Origin of the sequence: Microbacterium suaedae (genome assembly GCF_003254645.1) — a bacterium.
In the GTDB taxonomy this organism is placed as follows: Bacteria; Actinomycetota; Actinomycetes; order Actinomycetales; family Microbacteriaceae; genus Microbacterium; species Microbacterium suaedae.
Map to the genome: position 1 here is coordinate 148,820 of NZ_PNFD01000002.1, position 26,460 is coordinate 175,279.

Sequence of the window (26,460 nt, forward strand, 5' to 3'; positions counted from 1 at the left end):
AAGGAGTACAAAGTGGCAGAGATCCTCTACGACGCAGACGCAGATCTGTCGATCATCCAGTCCAAGAAGGTGGCGATCGTGGGCTACGGCTCGCAGGGCCACGCCCACGCCCAGAACCTTCGTGACTCGGGTGTCGAGGTCACCGTCGCTCTGCGTGAGGGATCCAAGTCGGCGCAGAAGGCGTCCGACGACGGCTTCGAGGTGAAGTCGGTTGCTGACGCGACGACGTGGGCCGATGTCATCATGATCCTCGCGCCCGACCAGCACCAGCGCACGATCTACGCCGAGGGCATCCAGCCGAACCTCGCGCCGGGCAAGGCTCTTGCCTTTGCGCACGGATTCAACATCCGCTTCGGCCTCATCGAGGCGCCCGAGGGCGTCGACGTGATCCTCATCGCCCCGAAGGCTCCTGGCCACACGGTGCGCCGCGAGTTCGCCGCGGGTCGTGGGATCCCGGACATCATCGGCGTCGAGAAGGACGACTCGGGCAGCGCCTGGGACCTCGCGCTCTCGTACGCAGCCGGCATCGGCGGCACCCGTGCGGGCGTCATCAAGACGACCTTCACGGAGGAGACCGAGACCGATCTGTTCGGCGAGCAGGCCGTGCTCTGCGGTGGCATGAGCCACCTCGTCCAGGCGGGCTTCGAGACGCTCACCGAGGCGGGCTACCAGCCCGAGATCGCCTACTTCGAGGTGTTGCACGAGCTCAAGCTCATCGTCGACCTCATGTGGGAGGGCGGCATCGCGAAGCAGCGCTGGAGCATCTCGGACACGGCCGAGTACGGCGACTACGTGTCGGGCCCGCGGGTCATCGACGAGCGCGTCAAGGAGTCGATGAAGGCGGTCCTCGCCGACATCCAGTCGGGTGCGTTCGCGAAGCGCTTCATCGACGACCAGGACGCCGGAGCGCCTGAGTTCCAGAAGCTCCGCGCCGAGGAAGAGCAGCACCCGATCGAGAAGACGGGTCGCGAGCTGCGTGCGCTCTTCTCGTGGAAGAACAGCGACGACGACTACGTCGAGGGCACTGCTGCGCGCTGATCCCTGAACGAAAGCGGCCCCGCACCGAGTTGATCGGTGCGGGGCCGTTTCGTGTCGTGACGTCAGCAGCGCCGGCTGGTCTTTGGGAAGGTCGCGGTGTCGACGAGCAAGACGGCGACTCTGGCCTCAGCGCGACGCCTCTCGGATAGCGTCAGCGAGCCGGACGCGTCTCGACGAAGAGCTCGAACGTGGTCCCGACGCCCGCGGGGATCGCGTCGAGATAGGCGCGGTAGGGAAAGACGAAGCCCGCGGGCTGGTAGCCGTACGAATCTTCGGCGCAATCGAAGACCTCGCCATCCTCACCGCGGATGACGACGGTCGTGTCGAGCCAGTGCTCGCGCTCGTCCGTGCCCGAAACGTGCGTGATCTCGCCCTGCAGCTGCGCGTCGGCTTCACCACGCTCGATCCGCAGCGGCGACAGCTCGATCCGCCCGAACTCGGTCTCGGGAACCGCACGGGCGTGCCGAGGGTCGAGGTGCGCGGCCACGCGAGGATGATCGATGTCGAAGACCTCAGCGAGGTCGGCCGTCGCGAGGTTGCGCCCGGGACGGAGCGTCGTGCGGCAGGTGTTGGACTCGACGACGGCTCCGGTCAGATCCGTGACCTGGAACACGACATCGACCTGCTCGTACACCGTGCCGTTCTCGGGCATCTCGATGACCACGGCGGCGTAGACGTCCCCGGCGAGGGGCTCCTGATAGATCGAGAACTCCCGCAGCGTGTGCGCGGGCAGATCGGCTCCCGGAGGCTCGATCGGTGACCCCGCCGAACCGACGCGGAGCCCACGTCTGCCGAAGACGGCGTAGACGATCGCCGCGATCCCCAGGACGAACAGGGGAACCTCGACGATCAGGGTCGTGTGGAGGGCGGCGACCACCGCGATCGCGGCGATGCCGGCCAGCGCGATGAGCAGTCTCGTGCTCGTCTTCATGATTCTCCTTGGCATATCGCGTCAACCGGTCTGGCCGAGGACGAAGAAGAACAGTGCGACGGCACCGACCGAGAGGAGGAGGACGATCGCGTCGAGCACGATCGCCGAGATGGCCCATCCGCGACCTCGCGCCCGTCGAGCGAGGCACACGATGGCGACGATGAGGCTCGCGACGCTGAAGATGCTTCCCGCGATCGCGGCGAACGGCGCGAAGAGCATCCAAGCGAGTGGGGCCCAGCCCGAGTCGTCCACGGGGAAGAACGCGAGGAGCGCGATTGGGGGAAGCAGGAACCCGAGCAGGGCGAGGACGAAGGAGGTGAGGGCGAGCTTCCTGCCGCCGGGCCTCCGGGGCGTGGGGACGAGGGTGGGATCGGTCATGTCGGTCGCCTCTCTCGGGCGTCGTAGGTTCGTGGGGCTTGTATCGCTTGTTGGCGCGGACGCCTACTGTGTCGGAGCATGAAGTCCGTTCATCGCGCGGAGTTCCGCGCACTTCTTGAAGAGCACCGCGAGTCCGTCATGCGCGCCCGGCGACGAGGCGGGGAAGATCTCGACGAGCTGGCGGAGGCACGCTCGGCCGCGACCGCCGACGACGAGCACGATCCGGAGGGGGCGACGCTCTCTGATGAATGGTCGCGGCTGACGGGGATCGACGCGGAGGCTCGCGCTGAACTGCTCGCGATCGATGCAGCCCTCGCTCGTCTGGACGACGACACATACGGCATCTGCGTGTCGTGCGGGCGGCGGATCCCCGTGGCGCGCCTGCGCGTGCGGCCCACGGCGACGATGTGCGTCGACTGCGCCGCGGCGCAGTGAATCCGTTCTCCACAGATCTCGGGAATCCGCGATATCCATCCACAATCGGGGGTTCCGGCCGGGTGGCGTCGGCCTGACTCGGTCAGGCTTGCGTCATGACTCATGACAAGACGCTTGAATTCTTCCGCGGTCGCCCTCTCACCGACGATCGCGAGCTCTCTCGCCTCGTGGCGGCCCTTCTTGACGAGGCGATCACCGACCGCGTATGGCTTCTCCTCCTCGACGACGAGATGCGATGGACCGAGGTGGTGATTCCGATCGACGAGCTCCCTGTCGACGCCTCGGAGGTCGTTGCGATGCCGAGCGGCGGGCCGATCGAGGCGGCTGCGATGCTCGGCTCCCGGGTAGCGGACATCGTGCGACAGACGCCCGTCGCGTCGGTCATCGTGGTGTGGGAGCGCCCGGGGGCGTCGGGGGCTCGGGCAGACACCCTCGCCTGGGCAGACGCGATGCGCGCCGCCTTCGTCGAGTCGCCGGATGCGCTGCGCGCGCAATTGGTGTTGACCGATGAAGGTGCGCATCTCCTTGGGGCTCCCGTGCGTCGGGCGGCGTGAGGTGTGTCTGGGCCCGCCCGCGGCGAGGTGCGCGGGCCCGTCAGAATCCGGGCTGGACGTAGGCCTCGTAGGTGGCGTCATTCGGAATCTCGAGGAACGAATCGATCGTGAAATCGGCGGTTCCGCCTGCCGGGAGGGTCTCGATGACGCCCCATTCAAGCCCGATCGGGTCGCCTCCTGCATCGCGGAAGAGGATGTCGATCTCGACGTAGTTGCGGTCTTCCGGAGTCGTCGACGTCACCTCACCCGACAGGGCCGTGGTGAATTCGTCGGCTTCTCGCGTGACATCCCCGATCGAGACCGCGCCGAACTCCGACGCGGGGATCGGGTCGGAACCGTACGTCTCCGCGACAGCGACGTCGAGCTGAGCGACCTCGTCGATGGCAATGTCGATGAAGTTCGCGGTCGCGAGCGCCGGGCCGTCCGGTGTGACGGTGATGATGTCGTACTGGGTGTCGAGGATCTGGCCGGCGTCGTCGAGCAGATCGATCGTGACCTCGAGTTCCGGGTAGACGAGCTCGTCGCTGCCGCTTTCGACGAGAACGGTCGCGTACGTGAGGAAGTCGTCACTCCAGAGGGTCTGCTCGGTCACCTCGACATCGGCCGAAGCCGCCCCAAGGCCGGGCACGCTCTCGGTCGCGCCGTCCTCGGCGCCGCCTTCGGGGGATCCGAACTCGGGGTTCTCATCGAAGAGCTCGGGATTGTCTTCGATGAATCCGTCGAGGTCGCCCGAGACCGAGGAGAAGGCGGCGATGATCGAGATCGTCAGGAAGATCATCCCGATGCCGATCAGAGTGCCGATCCCGGAAACGATGAGCGCGGCGATGCTCATTCCCTTGCCCGCTGCCTTCTTGACGAGCGCGACGATCGCCAGAACGAGCGCGACGACCGTGATGACGACGCCGAGGAACGCCGCGAAGGGGATGAAGCAGAGGAGTGCACCGACGATCGCCAGGACGAGAGCCGCGATCGCGAGACCCTTGCCGCTCTTCTGGGGCGCCCCGGGGACAGGGGGAGCGCCGGGAGGCGGGACGGGCGCACCGGGCGAGCCGTAGGCGGCTCCGCCGTACGGATCAGAGCCTGCCGTGCCGGGGTAGCCGTAGCCGGGCTGCGGGACACCGCTCTGCTCGTACGGCGGGGCCGGCTGCTCGTAGCCCGGCGTTGCGGGGGCGGCCGGCTGCTGCGGCTCCTGCGCAGGCTGTGGCTCCTGCGGCGGCTGCGGGGCCGCCGACTCAGGACCGGCGGATGGCGCAGGCGGAACCGGCGGTTGCGCGTTGGGGTCGTCGGGGTGATTGCTGTCGGACATGGTGCTCCTGGAGATCGGTCGTACACGTGTCGTATGCCGGGGGAGCACACCACGCGACCGGGACATGGCCGCGTGGGTTCACGCGCCTCATCAGCGTACCGATCTCCTCGCGCCCTCGTGAGGGGGAGAACTGCCCATGCGCGGTGCTCCTCAGAGACTCGAGATCCCTCTTGCCGCCTGTGATCGGACGGCATCGATCTGGTACCCTTGACTGTCACGCGTGCGCGCGTCGGCGCGGCGTGCCTGCGGGCGGGCCGTCAAGACTGCCGCGTGATGTTGAAAACCCCATCCAACCGCCTCGGCTCCTCCACAGCTGCCGGTGCACGGCACCGGCCGGATCCGCAGGCCCGACGTACAACCCCTGAAGGCAAACCACTACATGACTAACGCAACGACCGCCTCGGCCACCACGCAGGTCGCGATCAACGACATCGGCTCTGCTGAGGACTTCCTGGCCGCGGTCGAGAAGACTCTCAAGTTCTTCAACGACGGCGACATCATCGACGGCGAGATCGTCAAGATCGACCGCGACGAGGTTCTGCTCGACGTCGGATACAAGACCGAGGGTGTCATCCCCTCGCGCGAGCTCTCCATCAAGCACGACGTCAATCCTGACGACGTCGTCCAGGTGGGTGACCACATCGAGGCCCTGGTTCTCCAGAAGGAGGACAAGGAAGGCCGTCTGATCCTGTCGAAGAAGCGCGCTCAGTACGAGCGTGCCTGGGGCGACGTGGAGCAGATCAAGGAGAACGACGGTGTCGTCAAGGGCACGGTCATCGAGGTCGTCAAGGGCGGCCTCATCCTCGACATCGGCCTCCGCGGCTTCCTGCCGGCTTCGCTCATCGAGCTCCGTCGCGTCCGCGACCTCACGCCGTACCTCGGCCAGGAGCTCGAGGCGAAGATCCTCGAGCTCGACAAGAACCGCAACAACGTGGTCCTGTCGCGCCGTGCCCTCCTCGAGGAGACGCAGTCGGCCACCCGCGCCCAGTTCCTCAACGGTCTGCACAAGGGCCAGGTCCGCAAGGGCCAGGTCTCGTCGATCGTCAACTTCGGTGCCTTCGTCGACCTGGGTGGCGTGGACGGCCTCGTGCACGTCTCCGAGCTCAGCTGGAAGCACATCGACCACGCCAGCGAGGTCGTCGAGGTGGGCCAGGAGGTCACCGTCGAGGTTCTCGAGGTCGACCTCGACCGCGAGCGCGTCTCGCTGTCGCTCAAGGCGACGCAGGAAGACCCGTGGCAGGTCTTCGCCCGCACGCACCAGATCGGTCAGATCACGCCCGGCAAGGTCACGAAGCTCGTTCCGTTCGGCGCGTTCGTCCGCGTCGCGGACGGCATCGAGGGCCTCGTGCACATCTCCGAGCTGTCGCACAAGCACGTCGAGATGGCCGAGCAGGTCGTCTCGGTGGGCGAGGAGCTGTTCGTCCGCGTCATCGACATCGACCTGGACCGCCGCCGCATCTCGCTGTCGCTCAAGCAGGCCAACGACATGGTCGACCCGAACGGCACCGAGTTCGACCCGTCGCTCTACGGCATGACGACCGAGTACGACGAGAACGGCGAGTACAAGTTCCCCGAGGGCTTCGACCCCGAGACCAACCAGTGGCTCGAGGGCTACGACGAGGCTCGCGAGGCTTGGGAGCAGGAGTACGCTCAGGCTCAGGCTCGCTGGGAGCAGCACAAGGAGCAGGTCGCCAAGGCCATCGAGGCCGAGGCGAACGCCGAGGAGGCTGCACCGGCTGGCGCAGCCAGCAGCTTCTCGACGGAGACCGGCGGCGCCGGTGCTCTCGCCGACGACGAGGCTCTCGCGGCGCTCCGCGAGAAGCTCGCCGGCAGCTGAACCACGGCTGACTGACAGCAGAACGGGCCGGATCCCCTCGGGGGTCCGGCCCGTTCTGTGTGCGCCAAGCGACGCGTTGCCGTTGTCGTCGAGAAGAGCCGGATCCGCGGAACGGAATGCGGGCTCAGGGACGCGCCGCGGATCCGGCTCAGGAGAGCGGAAGAGATCAGCCGCAGGCGAAGCCCTCATACGGCGCAACCGAGATCTCCTGCTGCCGCTCGCCGTCAGTTCGCACCGTAGCGACGATCTCGGCTTCGCCGGCCGCGGTCTCGCTCGTTCGCGTCCGGAAGGCAGCCGAGGCGCTGTCTCCGGGGGCGACGGTGTCGAACATCTTCTCGCCGAACGCGGTGCGCACCTCGATATCCACAGGAGAGTTGCCGACGTTCGTGGCCGTCACGGTCAGCACGCTGTTCGAACCGAGGCAGCGGTTCGACGTCGTCGCAGTGATGGCCGGATCCGCTTCGAAGGCCACGCGCACCGTCGACTCGCTCGTTACGGATCCGTCGGCGGACGTCACCGTGACGCGCCCGATCCAGCTGTTCTCCTCGGACGGCTGCACGACCTCCGCAGTTGCCTCCTCATCCACGGTGAACGCCTGCACGAACGGGACGGATCCCTTCGGCGCCGTCACCTCGTACGACGTCCCGTCGATGGCGAACCCCGGCACTGTCGCACCGGAGACGCGCAGGTCGGCGAGCGCCGCCTCCGACGCGGGGGCCGCCACTCGTTCGAACAGCTCGACCTCCGACACGATCATGTGCATGCCCTCGGCCGCGTGCAGGACGAATCGCACACCGGTTGCCCGCATGGCCGGAAACTCGGCTGTCACGACGGGCGCACCGACGCTCGGTGAATCGACGGCTTGCGGTTCCTCCCAGCCGGGCGCCGGCGTCCACTCGCCGTTCGTATCACGTAGCTCGACCGTCATCGTCTCGGCCCAGCTTGCGCGCCCGTCGCGCCAGAAGCGCATCGTGGTCTGTTCGAGTTCGCGCGCCTCAAAGGAATACGTGAGAGTGCTCGTGCTCTCCTGGGCGCTGCCAGACCAGTTCGACCATCCCTTGTCATCGCGGACGCCGTTGAGCGTGCGCTCTGCGGGATAGCCGGGCTCGGCAAAGCTCGCCTCGACCGCGACGCCGCCGTCTGCGGCGAAGCTGCGCAGTGTGCCCTCGGTGACGATCACCGTGAGACGCGCAGCGAGGTCATCGCCATCCGCCCGGGCCGTTCCGGAGACCGTCACCGAACCTGCAGATGCGAGCGCGCTCTCGTCGAATGACGACCAGCTCCACTCGACGGGCACGTCGAATGCGTTCTCGGATGCGCCGACGCGGGCCGGGACCTCGGCTGGTGCCGCGATCTTCACAGCGTTGAGGCTCGCGCCCTCCGCCACCGTGACCGAGACGGGATCCGTCGCCGTCAGGCCGCCGACATCGACGCGCGCGACGACGGTGAACTGCTGGCCGAACAGGTCGACGGCGGTTCCCGGAACCTCGACGCGGCCCTCGGAATCCCAAGCAGATGCGTCCGGCATGTCCCAATCGACCTGAACGCTCGCACCCGTGCCCCACGCGTACTGCGAGGGGACGGTGTCGGGGAGAACGGGCGCGATGCCCGCCGTGGTGCGGGCGGGAATCGTGGCTCCATCGATGGGGGCGAGGTCGCGGGGTGTCCATGCCTGATTCGCGCCGTCGTTCGATCCGTAGACGCCGACCGATGCGCCCTCGTCGGTGGATTGCCCGCCGACCTCGAGCGCGAGGGCGAGCGATTCGTTCACGAAGGAGAACGTCTTCCCGTCGGTCGTGTTGACTATCCAGCGCGTCTCCGGATCTTCGGAGGCAGTGGCGGGATCCATGTCGCGCAGATCCGTCCCGGCGCTCGTTGCTCCGAGGATCCGTCCGTCGCCGTTCTCGAAGACGACGCGCTGCGTCGCGCTCCGCTCGCCGACGGCGGCTTCGTGGATCGTCCACTTCTGTGCCGATGCGGTGCTCTCCTCGTCGGCGAGAGTCGCGATGCTCGTCGCCGCGTTCGTGCCGCCCGCGGTAAGCGCCTTGCCGCTCTGGGCGCCGACGAGCTGGTAGCTGCGGCCGTTCTCGACCGCGGGGGCATCGGCGGAGACGCCGGAGATGCCGTCGATGACGAACGTCGTGACCGACTTCGCCGGAACCGTGAGCGTCGCCGAGGCGGATCCGCGATCAACCGCGACGGGGGTCCCTTCGACGAGGGAGTTGGCGGTCGGTTCGTCAGCCGATGGCGCCTCGGTGGTGACGACGGGCGTCACCGTCGCGCCGTCCGCGATCTCGCCGAACCCGGAGAGGTCGAGCGTGACGGAGGCGCCGTCCGTTCCCGTGTTGCGGTGAACGATCGTGGCGCCGGTGCCGTCGCCTCGGACGGCCGCCGTGCTCGAGGGGTCGTCAACCGCGACGAGGTGATCGCCCTCCTGAATGAACTTCGTGAAGTTGCGGATCGTGTTGAACTTCGAGTTCGTCTCGACGCCGCACGCGTCCACGGCTGAGGAGTCGCCGCCTGCGTCGGCGACGCGGCGTGCGGACTTCCACACCGTCTCGCCGTTCTCCTCGTACGGCTCGCAGTCGAGGTCGATGAAGACGGAGCCCCAGTTGAGGTTCTCCCCCTGCGGCTGCATGTTGTAGAGGTCTTCGACGGGCTGCCACAGCACCCACGCCGTCGGCTCGAGCTCGCGCAGATCGTCCATGATCCGTCCCGCGATGCCGAGGCCGTTCTCGATGTTCACGGCATCGTATCCGTCGACCCAGCTTCCTTCGATCTCGCTCATCCACAGCGGGGTGTCCGCCTGCTTCGCGAGGTCGCGCACGACGAGACGTCCGTCTGTGCCGTAGGTGTGCACGTTCATGCGGCCGACGCTCTCGCGCGTCTCGGTCGGGTAGGCCGCCCAGTTCGTTGCGAAGATTCCGGGGTTCGTCTCGTCCATCGCCGCGATTTCGGCGTCGGTGTCGGCGCCCTCCAGGGCGTCGGCGAGCGCTCCTACAACGTCGACCTGGCGCTCGGGGCCGACGTGCATGCCCTCCTGGCGTCCGCCGACCGGCACGCCGTTCTCGAGCTGCGTGCCCCAGTAGTTCGTGTTCGGCTCGTTGAAGGGATCGATCGTCTCGACCTGGATCCCGTGCTCGGCTTCGAGCGACTCCGTGACGTTCACGAGGTACTGTGCGAACGCCGCGTCAGCCTCCGGCTTCAGCTGCTCGGCGTTCGGGTCGAAGCCGCCCGATACGTAGCCGCTCTCGGTCATGAAGTACGGCGCCGAGTTCGCGAAGGTCTCCCAGTGCGTGATCCGGTCGTCGGCGACGAGCCGATCGACCCACCAGCGCTGGGTCTCGTCGGCGTCGCTGTCGTAGTGCGCGGGATCAGCCGCGTCGAATGCCTCCAGCACCGCGTCGCGCTCGGCGTACGTCGTGGCCGCACCGCCGTACCTGCCTGCGGAGCCGTCGGGATCCGCCGCCCACCAGCCTTCGACGGCACCGCCCGCGCGCAGGTAATCATCGACGTCCGAGGCGCTTCCGCCGCCGATGTTGTACCGAGCGATGTTGAGGTCGAGGCCGTCCTCGCCGAACACGGCTTGGTACAGCTGCTCGCGCAACTGCTCGGGGTAGTCGCCGGTTGCGTTGGCGAACCAGACGAGGCTCGTGCCCCAGCCCTCGAACTCCTCGCCCGCGTAGCCCGGATTCGGGGTGATCGTGACAGAGCGCTCGGCGGCCAGGGCCGTGCTGACCGTCGGCAGAGCGACCAGCCCGCCCGCGACGAGTGCGGCACCCGTCGTGACCGCCGCGGCGCGTCGGAATGTGTGCGATGTCGGCATCGACACCGTCCCCTTTCTTCGTCGAAAGCGTCGCCACGGGAACCGAGGCGACGCGGAAGACACTACATGTTTGCGCAACCATCGCGGAAGGGGTGGGCGGTAGGGGCACGATCGAGTACTTCGCTTCGGCGCTCGAGGTTTGGGACGCGAAGGGGCGCGCCGTTCGTTCGGAGATGTGCCCGAACGACGGATCCCGACGCGGGGACGAGTCCGTCGAATCGGCAATTCTCCGGCGTTGTGGCTCGGGCGAGGGCAGTCGAGGGCGGGACCGCCCGCGCGGGGCTGTGGATAACTTTCTTCACCCTCACGCGGATTCCTCTACGGTGATCGACATGCTTCGCCCCACCGCCGTATTCGCCGCTCTGGCGATCGCCCCCCTCGTCCTCGCCGCGTGCGCGGGGGTGTCTGAACCTGAACCCGAATGGACTGAGGAAGAGGCCTACGCCGCGGCAGAGGAGACGTTTCGGGGGTATTGGGCGCTGGATTTGCGCGCAGAGAAAAGCGAGGAACGTCCATTCGTTACGGCCGAGTTCTTTCGCGACATCGTAGAACCGGCCTCGAACCTTGGCGAAGAGATTGACATTGAGGTTCGAGGAGAATCGCTGATTTCCTCATTCGATTCGTCGGGATTCAGGATCATTGGGGACACAGCAGTTGTCGAAGCGTCGGCTTGTATTGACGCTTCTTCCTATGAGGTCAACGTGGGCGGTGAAGGGTGGAAAGCACCGCGGGAGGACCCGACCTACGAAGTTGTGATGCTGTTTGAGTCGGTGGATGGCGAGATGCTTGTCGCAGATTTCAATGAGGCGGTGAGTGACTCTTGCTGAGAGCGTCGCTATCCCTGTCTCTCGCGATCTTTCTACTGCCAGGTACTCATGCAGACTCCGACGGAATCGGCGCGATGTCATGTACGCCGCGGGAGGTCGCAAACGGCCTCTGCAACGGTGGGGGAGAAGACCGCCTCGATATCGGCGATACGGAGCGGCGCGATCCGCAGCCCGCCCCGAATCCCGCCCCGAACCTCGCGCCCAACCCCGGTCTTCCCGCGCCGATCGGAGGGCCTGGCGACGCTCTGCCACCGGTGTTAGACGAGAACGGGGGATGGCAGTGTCTCGATCCCGGCGACGTGCCTCTGGGAAACGAATGCCCGAGCGAACCGTCGCCGGTGCCCGAAGAACCGGATCCCGAGGACCCGTTCGTTCCCGAGATCCCGCCCATCGTGGCCGAGGACATCGCCTCTTTCGCGCCACGTCCGACTCTGCCGATCATCGAGCCGCACGGAGTCGCGATCATGCGCGCTCCCATGAATGTCGCCGTGTCGACGTCGACGCACACCGTGGGCGGCGAACTGTTCGATCTGCCGATGTCCGTCACCTTCACGCCGGCGTACGCGACCATCGACTACGGCGACGGCACCGTCGTCGATGTCCCGGCCGCGGCAGCCACCTGGGCGGAGCTCGGCCAGCAGCAGCTCACGCCGACTGAGACGAGTCATACGTACGGCGCGCGCGGCGTTGTGACCGTCACGGTCGATGTCGCCTACGCGGCGATGGTCGACTTCGGCCGGTGGGGCGTGTTCCCTGTGAACGGATACATCGTCTCGCAGGGCGACGGCGTTGAGGTGCGCGTCTACGAGAAGCAGTCGTTCCTCGTCGGCAGCACCTGCGAAGAGAAGCCGTCCTCGCCTGGCTGTGCGCCGATCACGTGATGCGACGTGAACGAGCTCGACGAGAGGCTGTCCTCATCGCGGGATCGCACTCCGTCGTCCCCTCGATCGCGAGGCCGATGGTTGCGTGGGTCGGGGGCCGAGCGCTCCGCGAACCCGGCGAGCACGCTGCGGGCGATCGCGTCGGTCTCGCGCAGCAGATTCGCGTCGGCGCCCGGCATCGGGCTGATCAAGGTGTCATGACGCGTCTCGTTCAGAGGGATCCCCGCTGCGTGCACCGCCTCATCGACGGATCCGTCGACGTGCACGAGCCGGCCCGTCGCCGGATCCACGTCGATCCCGCCCGTGCAGATCGTGCCGCCGTCGCGGGATCGTACTTCGAATGCACGCGCGCGGCCCGCCTCGACAAGGGAGCGCACGAGCGGATCCGTCGAGGCCGACACATCGTGCGCATGCATCCACGCGTCGACGAGCACGGGTGCCCGCACTTTCGAGCCTGGAACCGCCTCCGACGTCGCGACGAAAGACCAGCGTTCGGGCTCCGCGGGCTCGTCCCTCGATTGCAGACGCTCCGGGAGGTCATCGCGATGCCGGTTCGCGCTACGCGCCTGCTCCGCGCCCGTAGCTCTTGTGTGGTCGAAGACGATGGCGGTCTCGGTGCCGCGCGGACGCTCCGCCCGGACCGTTCCGGCGGGGCCGAGGAAGCGCACGACGCCCGCCTGCGCGAGGGCGAGCAGTTGGCGGTTGCGGAACGCGGGAGGTCCCGAACCTGCCATGCCGCCCACCGCGAACAGGGTGCGGAAGCCCGAGGAGCGCGACTCGGCGTCGAAGCCCCCGAACGCCCCGATCCGGCTCGCGAACGCCCGGGCGGCGGACACCGACCACAGCGCCGCTTTCACGGGAGAATCGGCTCCCTTCTCGGCCTCGGTGAGGTCGCGCGAAATGAAGTCCTCGACCCATGTCTGGAACTCCGCGGGGGAGGCGAACGTACGACCGCGTCCCGGGAACAGCTCCGCCTCGGCGTCGAACGCGTCTTCCGGGGATCTCAGGAACGGGATCGTCGCGTCGGCGAGGGCGGGCACGGATCCCTCAGCCGCGTCGATCGATTCGAGCGCGCCGGGCAAGTCGACCGCGTCGGGCTCGACACGATCGAGCGTCGTGAGATACGCGACGTATGCGTCCTTGAGGATCAGCGGCCACAGCTCGGCATCGAAGTCGATCGGGCGCGGTCGAGTCGCCCAGTCGACGGACGCCAGATACGGCCGGATCGGGGCCGGAGGAAGCCCGCCGTACACCGACTTCGCGCGATACGGAACCCCGCGATACGACGTCACGTGCAACACCGGCTCGGCGCCCGAGGGAGCGTAGCGCAGGCCGTCCCCGTCGTCGACGAAACGGCCGCCGCGCCCGACGGTGACGAGCGCCATCGCGTCGAAGAAGCCCATTCCGAGGCCGCGGACGATGGCCGGAGCACCCGCAGGAACTTCGACGAACGCCTGATCGATCGGGCTGCCCGGGCGCACCCACACCAACCCCGAATCGGCAGAGATCGCGCGCGCGATCTCTGCATCGCCGCCGCGCGGCGCATTGTCGAGCCATCCCGGTGCGAGGACGACAGCATCGGCCGCGATCCTCTCGCCCGAGGCCAGCTCGAGCGACTGTCTGCCGCCGTCTTCGGTGAGCGCGACGACGCGATCCGTCCGCGTGGCGACGTGGACGCCTGCGCACTCGGCTCTCCGTTTCGCCCAGGCGAAGCACCACAGCAGATACTCGCCGAACAGCGCGCGGCTCGGATGCGAGCCGGGGCGCTGGGCCGAGATCTCGTCTCGGAACTCGTCGACGAGGCCGTCGCGCACCGGAACCTCCCGGAAGGCGGCGCGGGTGGGGTCCGGAGCCGGCGGTGCGCAGGAGCGGCGCGACGTCTCGGCCGGGAAATCGCTCAACGCGTCCGGCCAGACGTCCTCGCAATGCACCCCGGGCACGCGCGACGCGCGGTCACGATGGCTGTCCCAGGCGAGCCGACACCACTCGTGCAGCGTCGGCCCGGGGATGACGGGGCCCTCCATCGTCACGGATGCATCGGTGAACATCGTCACTGCGCCCGCGAGCGTGTTCATGCACATCTCGCGTGTCTGGTCCGTGCGCCACACGCGCCCCGCACCGGGCTGCACGTCGTCGATCACGATGATCTCGAGCCCGTCCGCGGCCGACACGTTCGCCGCGATCCGCTCGACGATCGACACGGCGCGTGGGCCGCCTCCGACGAGAGCGATGCGGCGAGACCTCATCTCCCCATTCTCGCGCCGATTGCTAGGGGGCGCATGTCGCGCTTAGGACGGTTGTGCAGGCATCGCTCGCGGGCGGGACCGGCCGGCGAGCGCGGCGACCGGCATCGCCGCGATGGCCAAGGCGCTCGCGACGTACAGGACTGCACTCCCTGCGGCGTGGTCCCCGCCGCTGATGAGGAATGCATCGGCCAGGGCCATCCCAGGGCCGAACGAGGCCATGAAGTACGCGGGCGCCCCCGCGGCGACGACACCCAACAAGAACACTGCAACCGTCCGTGCGTCGGTGAACACCCCGCGCGCCGCGAGGACGACGACGACAGCAGCGATCGCGGGGCCGATGCCCAGAAAGATGAGAACGGGCATCACCGCGAGATGCTCGCCGGCCGCCTCTGCTGCGGACCGGATCTGCGCGAGATCCTGGCCAGGGATCGCAGCCAGGGGATTCCAGACAAGGATCTGCACCGCGGCGACGACGGCATATGCCACGATGAGCGCCGTGCCGCCGAGCGCGGTGACGACCGTCCGTGTGCGCGAGGTGCCGACCATTCGGTCAGTGTCTCACGACACCCCGCGACGGCGCCCGCTACCCTGACGGCATGCCACTCATCGCCCTTACCGGCGGGATCGCGTCGGGAAAGTCGACGATCGCGCGGCGACTCGCCGAGCACGGCGCCGTCGTCGTCGACGCGGACCAGACGGTGCGCGATCTGCAGCGGCCCGGTCTTCCCGTGTTCGACGCCATCGTCGATGCGTTCGGTACGGCAGTCGTCGCGGACGACGGATCTCTGGATCGTGCCGCTCTGGGCGCCATCGTGTTCGCAGACGCCGAACATCGCGAACGACTCAACGCGATCGTGCATCCCGCCGTGCGCGACGAGACGCAGCGTCGGTTCCGCGAGGCGTTCGCCGCGGATCCGCGCGCCGTCGTGGTCTACGACGTACCCCTGCTCGCCGAGGCCCGCGGCACGGGGGAGTGGGACCTCGTCGTCGTTGCCCACGCGCCGGCCGAGGCGCGCATTCGGCGCATGGTCGCAGACCGGGGTATGACGCGCGAGGACGCGGCGGCCCGCGTGCGCAGTCAGGTATCCGACGACGAGCGACTCGCGCTCGCCGACGTCGTGATCGACACGAGCGGTTCCCTCGAAGAGACCCTGCATCAGGCGGACCTTCTGTGGACGCGTCTCGATGTCAGTGGTCCGCAATAGCCTGGACTCATGCAGACGACACGCAGCGTTCGCCCCTTCGAGGTGGTCAGCGAGTACAAGCCCTCCGGCGATCAGCCGAAGGCGATCCGCGAGCTCGCAGACCGCATCAACGCCGGCGAGACCGATGTCGTCCTGCTCGGCGCAACGGGCACGGGCAAGTCGGCGACGACGGCGTGGCTGATCGAGCAGATCCAGCGCCCGACGCTCGTGCTGGCGCACAACAAGACGCTCGCCGCTCAGCTCGCCAATGAGTTCCGTGACCTGCTGCCGCATAATGCCGTCGAGTACTTCGTGTCGTACTACGACTACTACCAGCCCGAGGCCTACGTGCCGCAGTCCGACACCTTCATCGAGAAAGACAGCTCGATCAACGCCGAAGTCGAACGATTGCGGCACTCTACCACGAACTCACTTCTCAGCCGCCGCGACGTCGTCGTCGTCAGCACCGTGTCGTGCATCTATGGCCTCGGATCCCCCGAAGAGTACCTGCGTTCGCTCGTTGCCCTGCAGGTCGGAGAGCGCTACGACCGCGACGCGCTCATCCGGCAGTTCATCAACATGCAGTACAACCGCAATGACGTCGATTTCTCGCGAGGCAACTTCCGGGTGCGAGGCGACACGATCGAGATCATTCCCGTGTACGAGGAGTACGCGATCCGGATCGAGCTGTTCGGCGACGAGATCGAGGCGATCCAGAAGCTGCATCCCCTCACAGGCGACGTCATCGAGAAGCTCGACGCGGTCGCCGTGTTCCCGGCGACGCACTATGCGGCCGGCGCCGACACGGTCGCCCGAGCGATCAAGACGATCGAGGTCGAACTCGCCGAGCGACTTGCCGAACTCGAGGGGCAGGGCAAGCTGCTCGAGGCCCAGCGCCTGAAGATGCGCACGACGTTCGATCTCGAGATGCTGCAGCAGATTGGCTTCTGTTCGGGGATCGAGAACTACTCGCGTCACCTCGACGGGCGCGAGGCGGGCGAACCACCGCACACTCTGCTCGACTTCTTCCCCGACGACTTTGTCATGGTGATCGACGAGTCCCACGTCACGGTGCCGCAGATCGGCGCCATGTATGAGGGCGACGCCTCGCGGAAGCGCACCCTCGTCGAGCACGGCTTCCGGCTGCCGAGCGCGCTCGACAACCGTCCTCTTCGATTCGACGAGTTCAAGGAGCGCATCGGCCAGTCGGTCTACCTCTCGGCCACGCCGGGCCGATACGAGATGGGCATCGCCGACGGCGTCGTCGAGCAGATCATCCGCCCGACGGGCCTCGTCGATCCTGAGGTCGTGCTCAAGCCCACCCAGGGACAGATCGACGATCTCCTCGAGGAGATTCGCATACGCGCTGAGAAAGACGAACGCGTGCTCGTCACGACCCTCACGAAGAAGATGGCCGAGGAACTCACCGACTTCCTCGATGAGCACGGCGTGCGTGTGCGATACCTCCACAGCGACGTCGATACCCTGCGCCGCGTCGAGCTGCTCACCGAGCTGCGCCAGGGCGTCTACGACGTGCTCGTCGGCATCAACCTCCTTCGCGAGGGCCTCGACCTGCCTGAGGTCTCGCTCGTCGCGATCCTCGACGCCGACAAAGAGGGGTTCCTCCGCAGCGACACTTCGCTCATCCAGACGATCGGCCGCGCCGCGCGCAACGTCTCGGGCCAGGTGCACATGTACGCCGACACAGTCACGAAGTCGATGCAGCGGGCCCTCGACGAAACGAACCGGCGCCGCGAGATTCAGGTCGCCTACAACACCGAGCACGGCGTCGATCCGCAGCCGCTGCGCAAGAAAATCGCCGACATCACCGATGCGCTCGCGCAGGAGGAAGCCGACACCGCCGAGCTCCTCGGCAAGCGCAAGAGAGATCCTCGCGTCAAGGACGGCGGCCGCGGTCGCGCCGCGACGCCCGTCAAGAAGCACGAGGGGATTGCGGCCGAGGGCGCGGAGCAGCTTGAAGAGACCATCGCCGATCTCACGCAGCAGATGGTCTCCGCGGCCGAAGAGCTCAAGTTCGAGCTCGCCGCTCGCCTGCGCGATGAAGTGAAGGACCTCAAATCGGCGTTGCGACAGATGGAGAAGGCCGGACACGCGTAGGTCTGGAAGCGAGTCGGTGCGAGACGTGAAGAGGGCGGCGTGATGGGCGCGGATCCGGACACGACGGTGCGGTCGCGACGCCGGTCGTCCCGGCTCGCGATGCTCGTTGGCGGGAGCTTTCTCGTCGTCATTGCCGCTGCCGGGTGGCAGGGGCGTCCGCTCTTCACACCGCCCGTCCTCGAGTGGCAGGACGACGTCGAGCTGCCCACGCAGCAACCTGTCTCACCCCCGAGCCTTCCCGCCAGCGACAACGACCCGGTCTTCGATCTCTCCGAGATCTTCGCTCCCGGATCGGTCGGCCGCATCGTGCTCTTCACGGTGCTGGCGATCGTCGGGGCGGTGCTCTTGTCTCTCCTGCTGCGATGGCTCATCCGGCGACGCCCTCGGGCTCGCCGCGGCGGTGCCGATGTCGAGGCGATCGGATTCTCCGAAACGCCGTCCCCGGTCGTGCAGGCGCCTGTCGTCCGCCGCGGCATCGACGGTGCCCTCGCGAGAATCGATGATGCGCGACCGCCGGGCGACGCGATCGTCTCTGCCTGGGTCGGCCTTGAGGAGGCCGCCGAAGACGCCGGACGCGCGCGAGGTGTGTCCGAGACGCCCGCCGAGTTCACGGCACGGATCCTCGGCGAGCGCGTGGGGGCGGACGACGAGCTCCGAATCCTCCTCGGTCTCTACGAGCGCGTGCGATTCGGCGGATACGACGCGACCGATGCCGACCGAGCGGCGGCACGGCACAGTTTGGCGAGGATGCGGGAGGTGTGGAGGTGACGCGGGGCGTTCTGCTTCGTGCGGCCGCGCTGGGTGGCGGCGCGGTCGTCGTGTTGCTCCTGATCGGCGTCGAAGCCTCGTTCGCGGTCGGTTGGGGAGCGCTCGTCGCCGTCATCGATCTCGGGGTCGCGCATGCGCGTCGCGCCGATGCTCCGCTGCCGATCCGGCTCGATGTCCGGCACCCGGACGTCGGGCATCGAAGCGATACCCGGGCCTTCGCGTGGTCTGTCGAAGACCGCACGGGTGATGTGCGGTCGTCCGCACGCATGCGCGTGCGGGAGCTCGTGCGCCGGGTGCTCGAGTCTCGAGGAATCGCTTTCGACGACCCCGACCGGAGAGACGACATCGCACGGATCGCCGGTCCCGCCGCGCTGCGCCTTGTGGATGCGCAGCCGATCACTCTCACGCACGTCGACGAAATCCTCAGCCACATCGAACAGACGCAGCGGATGGCCGCCGCGCACCCCGACGAGAAGGAGCACGAATGACCGACGTCGCCGGTCCCGCCCGCACGATCCTCGAACGCGTCCGCACGGTCGTCGTCGGAATGGACGAGCCCCTTGAGATCGCGCTCGCCTCCCTTCTCGCGGGCGGGCACGTGCTGTTCGAAGACGTTCCCGGGCTCGGCAAGACCCTTGCGGCGCGCAGTATCGCGAGCGCGATCGGGCTCGAGTTCCGGCGCCTGCAGTGCACCCCCGACATGCTTCCCGGCGACGTCACGGGATCGTTTGTCTATGAGCCGGGAAGCGGCGACTTCACCTTCCGCGAAGGCCCGCTGTTCACAGGGCTGCTGCTCGCCGACGAGATCAACCGCACGACCCCCAAGACGCAATCAGCTCTTCTCGAGGCGATGGCCGAGCGTCAGGTCACGGTCGAAGGCCGGCGGTTCCCGCTTCCGGCGCCTTTCCACGTCATCGCCACCTCGAACCCCATCGAATACGAGGGGACGTACGCCCTTCCTGAGGCGCAGCTCGATCGATTCATGGTGCGCCTCGGTGTCGGCTATCCATCGGCCCGGAACGAGGCCGACATCCTGCTGAGGCGCGTCGCGCGCCGGACCGAGGCGGCTGATGTCGAACCCGTCGTCGATGTGGCCGCGTTCCGCGCGCTGCAGAGCGAGGTCGAGTCGCTGCACGTCGACGCCGACATCGTCCGCTACTGCGTCGATCTCACCCGCGCCACGCGCGACGACCCCGACGTCGCCGTCGGGGCCTCGCCGCGTGGCTCCCAGGCGCTGCTGCTGGTCGCGCGCGCACTCGCCGCGATGGATGGCCGTGAATACGTGCGCCCTGACGACGTCAAGCGCGTCGCCGTGCCCGTCCTCGCGCACCGGCTCACGCTCACGACCCGCGCGTGGGCGGCGGGAGCCTCGCCAGCGCACATTGTCGACCGCATCGTCCCGCGGGTGGCGGTGCCGCCCACAGTGGAGTCCGCGGCGTGAGACAGGGGCGGGTTGCGTCCGGCGTCGCCGCTGGCGCGATCGTCGCGTTGCTCGTCGCGACGTTTGGGTTGCTGACGTCCCGCGCCGACGTCGCGGCACTCGGACTCCCCGTCGCGCTGAGCGCCGCGTTCGCCGTTGCGCGCGGACGGACGACGGTCGAGCCTCGCGTCCTCCTCGGCGAGCCGACGCGAAATGCGAATGACGAAGTCGTCACCTCGGTGAGTGCCGAGGCTGCGGGCGAAGCCGTCCACGTCGTGGTCTCGCTCGCCCGGACGGCTCCGCGCCACGTGGTGCTCGCGCCGGGCGAACGGGTCGACGCGCGCAGTCGTCCGCGGCACTCCGGTCCGTGGATCCCCGTCGAGGCGACGGCGCGCGTCGTCGATCTCGGTGCGGGCGACGCCGGCCCGCACACGGCGCCGCAGAGGGTCCGCGACGCGGTCGCCCCGTCCGCGCCTCCGCTCGCGGCGCTGCCCGTCCCGACGAGCCTCACCGGACTGCACGGCAGCCATGCGGGGCGCCGAGCGGGGCAGGGCGGCGACTTCCGCGACATCCACCCTTTCGCCCCAGGCGACGAGCTGCGCCGCGTCGACTGGAAGGCGACCGCCCGGCTCGCCCGCCGGCCGGGCGAGCTGTTCGTCCGCCGCGTCGATGCCATGAGCGATGCTTCGCTCGCGATCGTCGTGGATGCCTCTGTCGACATCGGCGAAGTGGTCGGCACGTGGGCGACGGGCGACCCCGAGAGAAGTGGAACGACGTCGCTCGACCTCGCGCGCGAAGCGGCGCGATCGATCTCCGCGGCAGGCATCGCGGCGGGGGATCGCGTCGGACTCGTCGAACTCGGGCACGGTGGGCGCATCGTGCGCTCGGGATCCGGCGCGCGGCAGCTCGCGCGCCTCGTGCACGAGATCTCCGCGATCGAGCCGCGCGAGGCGTCCGCGACGATGCGGGTGCCACCCGTCGAGCGCGGCGCGATCATCTATCTCGCCTCGACCTTCCTCGACGCCGAGATCGCCGACCTCGCGCTGGAGTGGGCCGCCGTCGGCCATCGCGTCGTCGCGATCGACGTGCTGCCCCTTCTCGATGCGTCCCGTCTCGGCGCCGCCGAGGGGATCGGGCTGCGCCTCGTGCAGGCCGGCCGTGAGGAGACGTTCCGGTCCCTCCGGCACGCGCGCGTCGACGTCGTCCGCTGGCAGGGCAACGGCGCACAGGATGTCGAACTGATCGCGAGGAGGCCCGCATGAGCGCCGCGCACCGCCTCCGCACCCCGCCGTGGCTCCCCGGCATCGCGCCGCGTGTCGGGCTTGCGCTCGCCGCATCCGCGGGAGGCCTGCTCAATGACGTGGCGCTCTGGCAGGTCACCTCTGTGCTCTGCGGCCTGCTCGCCGCGGTCGTCCCATCCGCGCGCACCGGGTATCTCGTGATCGGACTCGTCGTGATGGGTCTCCTTCAGCAGGATCCGTCCGTCGGGCGGACGTGTGCGGCCGTCCTCGTCGTGCATATGATCCACGTGCTCACCTCGGTGAGCCTCGTGGTGCCTTTCCGCGCTCGGATCACGCTGCGCGCGGCCAGGCCCGGGGCGATCCGCTTCCTGGGGGTGCAGCTGATCGCGCAGGCGGCTGCGATTCTCGCTGTCGCGATTCCCACGGGACCAGGTCTCGCATGGTTCGCACCCGTCGGGGCGGTGGCGCTCGGTGTCGTCGCTGTGGTCTTCCTCTCTCGGCTGCGCGAGGGGGCTGGCTGAGGGTTCTTCGAGTTCTCTGTGCGAATCTCTCGAACAAATGTCCAGTTGTCGGTGATCCGCCCTAGACTTGTCGCGTGCCGATCATCCCCGTGAAAACCGACCAGAAGATCACCGTGCGTGGAGCGCGCGTGCACAACCTCAAGAACGTCGATCTCGAGGTCCCGCGCGACTCGATGATCGTGTTCACGGGTCTCAGCGGATCGGGCAAGTCGAGCCTCGCCTTCGACACGATCTTCGCCGAGGGGCAGCGTCGCTACGTCGAGTCGCTCAGCGCCTACGCCCGCCAGTTCCTCGGGCAGGTCGACCGCCCCGATGTCGACGCCATCGAGGGGCTCAGCCCGGCTGTGTCGATCGACCAGAAGTCGACCAACCGCAACCCGCGCTCGACGGTCGGGACGATCACCGAGATCTACGACTACATGCGCCTCCTCTGGGCGCGCATCGGCATCGCCCACTGCCCGAGCTGCGGGGAGCGCATCGAGCGGCAGACCGTGCAGCAGATCGCCGATCAGCTCGTCGAGCTGCCCGAGGGTACGCGTTTCCAGATCGTCGCGCCTGTCGTCAGCCAGAAGAAGGGTGAGTTCGTCGACCTCTTCCAGGAGCTCGGTTCGAAGGGCTTCTCGCGCGCAATCGTCGATGGTGAGCTCATCCAGTTGTCTGAGCCGCCGAAGCTCAAGAAGTCGTACAAGCACGACATCTCCGTCGTCGTCGACCGCCTCGTCGCGCGCGGCGAGGGCATCGTCGACCGCATCACCGACTCGGTCGAGACGGCGCGCGACCTCGCGGGCGGTGTCATCCAGGTCAACCTCGTGGACGAAGAAGGCGACGACGCCTGGCAGTCGTTCAGCGAGAACCTCGCCTGCCCGAACGGGCATGCGCTGCAGCTGACCGAGATCGAGCCGCGCACGTTCTCCTTCAATGCTCCGTTCGGCGCGTGCCCCGCCTGCTCGGGCCTCGGCACGAAGATGTCTGTCGATACCGACCTCATGCTCGCCGACGACGAGCTCTCGATCGCCGAGGGCGTGATCATCCCGTGGACGACGCAGGGCAAGGGGCTGTTCCAGTACTACGAGCGGCTGCTCGAGGGCCTCGCCGCCGACCTCAGCTTCTCGTTGCACACGCCGTGGGCCGCGTTGCCTGAGGTCGTGCGCGAGGCGGTTCTCTACGGCCAGGACTACAAGGTGAATGTCCGCTACAAGAACCGCTGGGGTCGCGAGGTCCGGTACGCGAGCGGATTCGAGGGTGTCGTTCCCTACATCGAGCGCCAGTATGCGCAGGCCGAGTCCGACACCCAGCGCGCCCGCTGGGCCGACTATCTGCGTGAGATCCCCTGTTCTGTCTGCAACGGGGCCCGGCTCAAGCCCGAGGTTCTCGCTGTCACGGTTGCAGGTCGGTCGATCGCCGAGGCCGCCGACCTGAGCCTCGACGAGTCGATGGAGCTCGTGAACTCGATCGAGCTCACCGACCGTGAGGCGATGATCGCCGCTCAGGTGCTGCGCGAGATCCGGGTGCGGCTCGAGTTCCTGCTGCGCGTCGGGCTCGACTATCTGACTCTCAGTCGGTCCGCCGGGTCGCTCTCGGGTGGCGAGGCGCAGCGTATCCGCCTTGCGACGCAGATCGGAACTGGCCTGACGGGCGTGCTCTATGTGCTCGATGAGCCCTCGATCGGCTTGCATCAGCGGGACAATCGCCGCCTCATCGAGACGCTCGAGGCGCTGCGCGACCTCGGCAACACTCTCGTCGTCGTCGAGCACGACGAAGAGACGATCGAGTCGAGCGACTGGGTCGTCGATATCGGTCCACGCGCAGGTGAGGGCGGGGGAGAGGTCATCCACTCCGGCCCATACGCCGAGCTGGCGAACGAGGAGCGCTCGATCACGGGCGACTACCTGTCGGGCCGACGGGAGATCCCCACGCCCGCGAAGCGTCGCAAGATCGATCGGAAGCGCATGCTGCGCGTGGTCGGCGCGCGCGAGAACAACCTCCGCGAGGTCGACGCCGACATCCCGCTCGGCGTCTTCACGGCCGTCACGGGGGTGAGCGGATCCGGCAAGTCGACGCTCATCAACGACATCCTGTTCGAGGTGCTCGCGCAGAAGCTCAACGGCGCGCGCACCGTCCCGGGCAAGCACAAGCGCGTGACGGGCCTCGAGCATCTCGACAAGGTCGTCCACGTCGACCAGGCGCCCATCGGCCGCACGCCGCGCTCGAACCCGGCGACGTACACGGGCGTGTTTGACCGAATCCGCACGCTGTTCGCCGAGACCCCCGAGGCGAAGGTCCGCGGCTATCAAGCCGGTCGGTTCAGCTTCAACGTCAAGGGCGGGCGCTGCGAGGCCTGCTCGGGCGACGGCACCCTGAAGATCGAGATGAACTTCCTGCCGGATGTGTACGTCGACTGCGAGGTCTGCGAGGGCAAGCGCTACAACCGCGACACATTGCAGGTTCACTACAAGGGCAAGAACATCGCCGAGGTGCTCGAGATGTCGATCGCCGAGGCGGCCGAGTTCTTCGAACCGATCCAGGCGATCCACCGCTACATGAAGACGCTGGTCGACGTTGGTCTCGGATACGTGCGGCTTGGGCAGGCTGCGACCACGCTGTCGGGCGGTGAGGCTCAGCGCGTCAAGCTCGCCACCGAACTGCAGAAGCGCAGCAAGGGGCGCAGCGTCTACGTGCTCGACGAGCCGACGACGGGTCTGCACTTCGAAGACGTGCGCAAGCTGCTGGAGGTGCTGAACGGACTCGTCGAGAAGGGCAACACGGTCGTGGTGATCGAGCACAACCTCGACGTCATCAAGTCGGCCGACTGGATCATCGATCTCGGCCCCGAGGGCGGATCCGGTGGCGGCATGATCGTCGCGACGGGAACGCCTGAGCAGGTCGCGAAGCACGAGACCAGTCACACGGGCGCCTTCCTCGCGGAGACGCTCGGATACGTCGACCGGCGTCGCGCCGGGGCGTCGGCGACGGGCGACCGGGCGGCCGCGGCACGGGCGAGGTAGTCGGTGGCCGAGCACCTTCCGTACAAGCCGAAGCCGGGGGAGATCCCGACGAACCCCGGCGTCTACCGCTTCCTCGACGCCGACGGGCGCGTGCTCTACGTCGGCAAGGCGAAGAATCTGCGTCAGCGGCTGTCGAACTACTTCGCGCCGCTGCGAACTCTGCATGAGCGCACGCGACGCATGGTCACGACCGCCGTGAAGGTCGAGTGGACGGTCGTCCCGACCGACGTCGATTCCCTGCAGCTCGAGTATCAGTGGATCAAGGAGTTCGACCCACCGTTCAACGTCAAGTACCGCGACGACAAGTCGTATCCGTTTCTCGCCGTCACGCTCGCCGACGAGGCGCCGCGCGTCATGGTCACGCGCAATCGGCGGATCCGCGGGGCGAAGTACTTCGGGCCCTATCCGAAGGTGTGGGCCGTGCGCGACACGATCGACCTCATGCTCAAGGTGTTCCCGATCCGCACCTGCAGCGATTCGTCGTACAAGCGCGCCATGCAGACGGGCAAGCCGTGTTTCCCCGGGCAGATCGGCAAGTGCGGCGGGCCATGCTCGCAGAGAGTGACGATCGACGAGCATCGGGCGATCGTCGACGACTTCGTGGCCTTCATGCAGGGCGGCGACGAACGCTTCACCCGTGAGCTCACGGCGCAGATGAAAGAGGCCGCGGCCGCCCTCGATTTCGAGCTCGCCGCGCGATATCGCGACCAGCTCGAGTCGATCGATGCCGTGCTCACGAAGAGCGCGCTCGTGCTGCCCGAGAAGGCCGATGCGGATCTCTTCGGCATCGCCGAAGACGAGCTCGACGCCGCCGTGCACGTGTTCATCGTGCGCGGTGGCCGGGTGCGCGGCGTCTCGTCACACACGATCGACAAGGAACTCGACATCTCGGGCGGCGAACTCGTCGACCAGGTGCTGCAGCGCGCCTACGGCGAGGCCTCCGGTGCCGATGTGCCGCGGCACGTGATCGTGCCGACTCTGCCGCCGGCGCACGACGAACTCGAGCAGTTCCTCCGTGAGCGGCGCGGGGCGAAGGTCGAGATCCAGGTCGCGCAGCGTGGGCAACGCGCCGAGCTTATGCGCAGCGCGAGCCTCAACGCACAGCAGGCTCTCGTGCGCCACAAGTCGAAGCGCACGAGCGACTTCGCGACCAGGTCGCAGGCTCTCGCCGATCTCCAGGACGCCCTGGGAATGAACGAGGCGCCCCTGCGTATCGAGTGCTACGACATCTCCCATCTGCAGGGCACGAACGTCGTCGGTTCCATGGTCGTCTTCGAAGACGGTCTGCCGCGCAAGGACCAGTACCGGTCGTTCTCGATCGCTTCGACGACCGACGACACCGACAGCATCCGTCAGGTGCTCACGCGCCGCCTCGCTCATCTCGACGAGCCGGAGGAGCCGACCGTCGACGCGGTGGAGCTCGCGACGCGCGACGAGGACGGCGTCGTCACCGAGACGAACACACGGCGCCGATTCTCGTATCCGCCGCAGCTACTGCTCGTGGATGGCGGCCAGCCACAGGTGAACGCGGCGGCCCGGGCGCTCCGCGAATCGGGGCGCTCCGACATCGCGCTCGCCGGCATCGCGAAGCGTCTGGAAGAGCTCTGGCTGCCCGACGACGATTTCCCCGTGATCCTGCCGCGCTCCTCTGAGGCCCTCTATCTCGTGCAGCGACTGCGCGACGAGGCGCACCGTTTCGCGATCCGCCACCAGCGATCGCGAAGAAAACGCGACATCCGCAGCGTGCTCGGCGACGTGCCTGGTCTCGGTGACGCCCGCATCAAGGCGCTTCTGCGGCACTTCGGATCCGTTGCGGCGCTGCGGCAGGCGACTGTTCCGCAGCTTCAGGAGCTGCCGGGCATCGGCCCGAGGCTTGCCGAGACGATCCACCAGACGCTGGCCCGTGGGTGAATCGGGCCACGTGCACCCGATAGTGTGGCGAAT

Annotated in this window: 21 protein-coding genes; 15 read left to right on the forward strand and 6 right to left on the reverse strand. The window is 67.8% G+C overall.

What is annotated here, in order from left to right:
- The first annotated feature begins 12 nt into the window (after positions 1-12).
- Positions 13-1,038: a ketol-acid reductoisomerase gene (ilvC, locus tag C0012_RS07255; protein ID WP_110589248.1), complete on the forward strand. Its 1,026-nt coding sequence runs from the start codon at positions 13-15 to the stop codon at positions 1,036-1,038.
- A 151-nt stretch (positions 1,039-1,189) separates the two neighbouring features.
- Here the strand turns inward: ilvC and C0012_RS07260 are convergent, their stop codons facing one another.
- Both C0012_RS07260 and C0012_RS07265 read right to left on the reverse strand, forming a co-directional pair.
- Positions 1,190-1,969: a hypothetical protein gene (locus C0012_RS07260; protein WP_110589247.1), complete on the reverse strand. Its 780-nt coding sequence runs from the start codon at positions 1,967-1,969 to the stop codon at positions 1,190-1,192.
- A gap of 21 nt (positions 1,970-1,990) precedes the next feature.
- Complete coding sequence (locus tag C0012_RS07265; RefSeq protein ID WP_110589246.1) at positions 1,991-2,347, reverse strand: hypothetical protein; 357 nt, start codon at positions 2,345-2,347, stop codon at positions 1,991-1,993.
- 78 nt (positions 2,348-2,425) lie between these two features.
- Here C0012_RS07265 and C0012_RS07270 point away from each other — a divergent pair, with 78 nt between their 5' ends.
- Together C0012_RS07270 and C0012_RS07275 are read left to right on the forward strand one after the other, a co-directional pair.
- Positions 2,426-2,782: a TraR/DksA family transcriptional regulator gene (locus tag C0012_RS07270; protein WP_198411094.1), complete on the forward strand. Its 357-nt coding sequence runs from the start codon at positions 2,426-2,428 to the stop codon at positions 2,780-2,782.
- A 95-nt stretch (positions 2,783-2,877) separates the two neighbouring features.
- The gene (locus C0012_RS07275) at positions 2,878-3,336 is read left to right on the forward strand and encodes a hypothetical protein (RefSeq protein WP_110589245.1); all 459 of its coding nucleotides are present in this window, start codon (positions 2,878-2,880) and stop codon (positions 3,334-3,336) included.
- 40 nt (positions 3,337-3,376) lie between these two features.
- Here C0012_RS07275 and C0012_RS07280 read toward each other — a convergent pair whose 3' ends face one another.
- Complete coding sequence (locus tag C0012_RS07280) at positions 3,377-4,642, reverse strand: DUF4190 domain-containing protein (protein ID WP_110589244.1); 1,266 nt, start codon at positions 4,640-4,642, stop codon at positions 3,377-3,379.
- Positions 4,643-5,021: 379 nt separating this feature from the next.
- Here C0012_RS07280 and rpsA point away from each other — a divergent pair, with 379 nt between their 5' ends.
- Entirely contained in the window at positions 5,022-6,479 is a 1,458-nt protein-coding gene (rpsA, locus tag C0012_RS07285) for a 30S ribosomal protein S1 (RefSeq protein ID WP_110589243.1), read from the forward strand.
- Between the two features lie 166 nt (positions 6,480-6,645).
- Here rpsA and C0012_RS07290 read toward each other — a convergent pair whose 3' ends face one another.
- Positions 6,646-10,305, reverse strand: a complete 3,660-nt coding sequence (locus C0012_RS07290; RefSeq protein ID WP_162621859.1) for an Ig-like domain-containing protein — start codon at positions 10,303-10,305, stop codon at positions 6,646-6,648.
- Between the two features lie 332 nt (positions 10,306-10,637).
- Here C0012_RS07290 and C0012_RS07295 point away from each other — a divergent pair, with 332 nt between their 5' ends.
- Complete coding sequence (locus C0012_RS07295) at positions 10,638-11,132, forward strand: hypothetical protein (protein ID WP_162621858.1); 495 nt, start codon at positions 10,638-10,640, stop codon at positions 11,130-11,132.
- A gap of 338 nt (positions 11,133-11,470) precedes the next feature.
- Positions 11,471-12,013 carry a hypothetical protein gene (locus tag C0012_RS07300; RefSeq protein WP_111466942.1) on the forward strand — a complete coding sequence of 181 codons (543 nt, stop codon included), beginning with the start codon at positions 11,471-11,473 and terminating at the stop codon, positions 12,011-12,013.
- On the opposite strand, the gene C0012_RS07305 is transcribed toward C0012_RS07300, so the two are convergent.
- Positions 11,935-14,259 carry an FAD/NAD(P)-binding protein gene (locus C0012_RS07305; RefSeq protein ID WP_110589240.1) on the reverse strand — a complete coding sequence of 775 codons (2,325 nt, stop codon included), beginning with the start codon at positions 14,257-14,259 and terminating at the stop codon, positions 11,935-11,937. The genes C0012_RS07300 and C0012_RS07305 overlap by 79 nt on opposite strands.
- A gap of 42 nt (positions 14,260-14,301) precedes the next feature.
- On the reverse strand, positions 14,302-14,805 hold the full coding sequence (locus tag C0012_RS07310) for a hypothetical protein (protein ID WP_110589239.1): 504 nt from the start codon (positions 14,803-14,805) through the stop codon (positions 14,302-14,304).
- A 50-nt stretch (positions 14,806-14,855) separates the two neighbouring features.
- Here C0012_RS07310 and coaE point away from each other — a divergent pair, with 50 nt between their 5' ends.
- The 9 genes from coaE (at position 14,856) to uvrC (ending at position 26,427) form a co-directional block, all read left to right on the forward strand.
- Positions 14,856-15,464 (forward strand): dephospho-CoA kinase, encoded by a 609-nt coding sequence (coaE, locus tag C0012_RS07315; protein ID WP_110589238.1) that lies wholly within the window; start codon positions 14,856-14,858, stop codon positions 15,462-15,464.
- Between the two features lie 9 nt (positions 15,465-15,473).
- Positions 15,474-17,561 (forward strand): excinuclease ABC subunit UvrB, encoded by a 2,088-nt coding sequence (uvrB, locus tag C0012_RS07320; protein WP_110589237.1) that lies wholly within the window; start codon positions 15,474-15,476, stop codon positions 17,559-17,561.
- Positions 17,562-17,603: 42 nt separating this feature from the next.
- Positions 17,604-18,329 carry a DUF4129 domain-containing protein gene (locus C0012_RS07325; protein ID WP_110589236.1) on the forward strand — a complete coding sequence of 242 codons (726 nt, stop codon included), beginning with the start codon at positions 17,604-17,606 and terminating at the stop codon, positions 18,327-18,329.
- Positions 18,326-18,817 carry a hypothetical protein gene (locus tag C0012_RS07330; protein ID WP_162621857.1) on the forward strand — a complete coding sequence of 164 codons (492 nt, stop codon included), beginning with the start codon at positions 18,326-18,328 and terminating at the stop codon, positions 18,815-18,817. Before C0012_RS07325 ends, C0012_RS07330 begins: the two co-directional genes overlap by 4 nt.
- On the forward strand, positions 18,814-19,770 hold the full coding sequence (locus C0012_RS07335; protein WP_110589234.1) for an AAA family ATPase: 957 nt from the start codon (positions 18,814-18,816) through the stop codon (positions 19,768-19,770). Before C0012_RS07330 ends, C0012_RS07335 begins: the two co-directional genes overlap by 4 nt.
- Positions 19,767-21,011: a DUF58 domain-containing protein gene (locus C0012_RS07340; RefSeq protein WP_162621856.1), complete on the forward strand. Its 1,245-nt coding sequence runs from the start codon at positions 19,767-19,769 to the stop codon at positions 21,009-21,011. Before C0012_RS07335 ends, C0012_RS07340 begins: the two co-directional genes overlap by 4 nt.
- Positions 21,008-21,511, forward strand: coding sequence for a hypothetical protein (locus C0012_RS07345; RefSeq protein WP_110589232.1), 504 nt, complete (start codon positions 21,008-21,010; stop codon positions 21,509-21,511). The genes C0012_RS07340 and C0012_RS07345 overlap by 4 nt, the downstream gene beginning before the upstream one ends.
- 74 nt (positions 21,512-21,585) lie before the next feature.
- Positions 21,586-24,516, forward strand: a complete 2,931-nt coding sequence (gene uvrA / locus C0012_RS07350; protein WP_110589231.1) for an excinuclease ABC subunit UvrA — start codon at positions 21,586-21,588, stop codon at positions 24,514-24,516.
- A gap of 3 nt (positions 24,517-24,519) precedes the next feature.
- On the forward strand, positions 24,520-26,427 hold the full coding sequence (uvrC, locus tag C0012_RS07355; RefSeq protein ID WP_110589230.1) for an excinuclease ABC subunit UvrC: 1,908 nt from the start codon (positions 24,520-24,522) through the stop codon (positions 26,425-26,427).
- Positions 26,428-26,460 lie beyond the last annotated feature (33 nt).